The 2,969-nt window shown below is 53.5% G+C and carries 1 rRNA gene; it reads left to right on the top strand.

The features are described from left to right. Positions 1–30: 30 nt before the first annotated feature. Positions 31–2,939 (top strand): 23S ribosomal RNA (locus MUA00_RS00310). The last annotated feature ends 30 nt before the right edge of the window (positions 2,940–2,969 follow it).

Here is a 2,969-nt window from a genome sequence, read left to right as displayed (position 1 = left end):
TGTGTCTCACGAGACACCTTCGGGTTGTGAGGTTAAGCGACTAAGCGTACACGGTGGATGCCCTGGCAGTCAGAGGCGATGAAGGACGTGCTAATCTGCGATAAGCGCCGGTAAGGTGATATGAACCGTTATAACCGGCGATTTCCGAATGGGGAAACCCAGTGCAATTCGTTGCACTATCGTTAAGCCAATACATAACTTAACGAAGCGAACCGGGGGAACTGAAACATCTAAGTACCCCGAGGAAAAGAAATCAACCGAGATTCCCCCAGTAGCGGCGAGCGAACGGGGAGGAGCCCAGAACCAGCATCAGTTTGTGTGTCAGTGGAAGCGTCTGGAAAGTCGCAGGGTACAGGGTGATACTCCCGTACACAAAGGCACACTTACTGTGAGTTCGACGAGTAGGGCGGGACACGTGGTATCCTGTCTGAATATGGGGGGACCATCCTCCAAGGCTAAATACTCCTGACTGACCGATAGTGAACCAGTACCGTGAGGGAAAGGCGAAAAGAACCCCGGCGAGGGGAGTGAAACAGAACCTGAAACCGTGTACGTACAAGCAGTGGGAGCCTCTTTTATGGGGTGACTGCGTACCTTTTGTATAATGGGTCAGCGACTTATATTCTGTAGCAAGGTTAACCGTATAGGGGAGCCGCAGGGAAACCGAGTCTTAACTGGGCGTTAAGTTGCAGGGTATAGACCCGAAACCCGGTGATCTAGCCATGGGCAGGTTGAAGGTTGGGTAACACTAACTGGAGGACCGAACCGACTAATGTTGAAAAATTAGCGGATGACCTGTGGCTGGGGGTGAAAGGCCAATCAAACCGGGAGATAGCTGGTTCTCCCCGAAAGCTATTTAGGTAGCGCCTCGTGAACTCATCTTCGGGGGTAGAGCACTGTTTCGGCTAGGGGGCCATCCCGGCTTACCAACCCGATGCAAACTACGAATACCGAAGAATGTTATCACGGGAGACACACGGCGGGTGCTAACGTCCGTCGTGAAGAGGGAAACAACCCAGACCGCCAGCTAAGGTCCCAAAGTCATGGTTAAGTGGGAAACGATGTGGGAAGGCACAGACAGCCAGGATGTTGGCTTAGAAGCAGCCATCATTTAAAGAAAGCGTAATAGCTCACTGGTCGAGTCGGCCTGCGCGGAAGATGTAACGGGGCTAAACCATGCACCGAAGCTGCGGCAGCGACGCGTATGCGTTGTTGGGTAGGGGAGCGTTCTGTAAGCCGTCGAAGGTGGACTGTGAGGTCTGCTGGAGGTATCAGAAGTGCGAATGCTGACATAAGTAACGATAAAGCGGGTGAAAAGCCCGCTCGCCGGAAGACCAAGGGTTCCTGTCCAACGTTAATCGGGGCAGGGTGAGTCGACCCCTAAGGCGAGGCCGAAAGGCGTAGTCGATGGGAAACAGGTTAATATTCCTGTACTCGGTGTTACTGCGAAGGGGGGACGGAGAAGGCTATGTTGGCCGGGCGACGGTTGTCCCGGTTTAAGCGTGCAGGTGGGAAGTTTAGGTAAATCCGGACTTCTGTTAACACTGAGGCGTGATGACGAGGCACTACGGTGCTGAAGTGACAAATGCCCTGCTTCCAGGAAAAGCCTCTAAGCATCAGGTAACAGTGAATCGTACCCCAAACCGACACAGGTGGTCAGGTAGAGAATACCAAGGCGCTTGAGAGAACTCGGGTGAAGGAACTAGGCAAAATGGTGCCGTAACTTCGGGAGAAGGCACGCTGGCGCGTAGGTGAAGTCCCTTGCGGATGGAGCTGAAGCCAGTCGAAGATACCAGCTGGCTGCAACTGTTTATTAAAAACACAGCACTGTGCAAACACGAAAGTGGACGTATACGGTGTGACGCCTGCCCGGTGCCGGAAGGTTAATTGATGGGGTCAGCCGCAAGGCGAAGCTCTTGATCGAAGCCCCGGTAAACGGCGGCCGTAACTATAACGGTCCTAAGGTAGCGAAATTCCTTGTCGGGTAAGTTCCGACCTGCACGAATGGCGTAATGATGGCCAGGCTGTCTCCACCCGAGACTCAGTGAAATTGAACTCGCTGTGAAGATGCAGTGTACCCGCGGCAAGACGGAAAGACCCCGTGAACCTTTACTATAGCTTGACACTGAACACTGGTCCTTGATGTGTAGGATAGGTGGGAGGCTTTGAAGCGTGGACGCCAGTCTGCGTGGAGCCAACCTTGAAATACCACCCTTTAATGGCTGGTGTTCTAACGTAGACCCGTAATCCGGGTTGCGGACAGTGTCTGGTGGGTAGTTTGACTGGGGCGGTCTCCTCCTAAAGCGTAACGGAGGAGCACGAAGGTTAGCTAATCACGGTCGGACATCGTGAGGTTAGTGCAAAGGCATAAGCTAGCTTGACTGCGAGAGTGACGGCTCGAGCAGGTGCGAAAGCAGGTCTTAGTGATCCGGTGGTTCTGAATGGAAGGGCCATCGCTCAACGGATAAAAGGTACTCCGGGGATAACAGGCTGATACCGCCCAAGAGTTCATATCGACGGCGGTGTTTGGCACCTCGATGTCGGCTCATCACATCCTGGGGCTGAAGTAGGTCCCAAGGGTATGGCTGTTCGCCATTTAAAGTGGTACGCGAGCTGGGTTTAGAACGTCGTGAGACAGTTCGGTCCCTATCTGCCGTGGGCGCTGGAGAATTGAGGGGGGCTGCTCCTAGTACGAGAGGACCGGAGTGGACGCATCACTGGTGTTCGGGTTGTCATGCCAATGGCACTGCCCGGTAGCTAAATGCGGAAGAGATAAGCGCTGAAAGCATCTAAGCGCGAAACTTGCCCCGAGATGAATTCTCCCTGACTCCTTGAGAGTCCTGAAGGAACGTTGAAGACGACGACGTTGATAGGCTGGGTGTGTAAGTGCAGCGATGCATTGAGCTAACCAGTACTAATGATCCGTGAGGCTTAACCTTACAACACCGAAGGTGTTTTGGTGAGAGAGA

The organism is Dryocola boscaweniae, assembly GCF_025215095.1.
Classification (GTDB): Bacteria; Pseudomonadota; Gammaproteobacteria; order Enterobacterales; family Enterobacteriaceae; genus Dryocola; species Dryocola boscaweniae.
The sequence above is the reverse complement of the archived record's forward strand: the minus strand, read 5'-3'. Positions and strand labels throughout refer to the sequence as shown.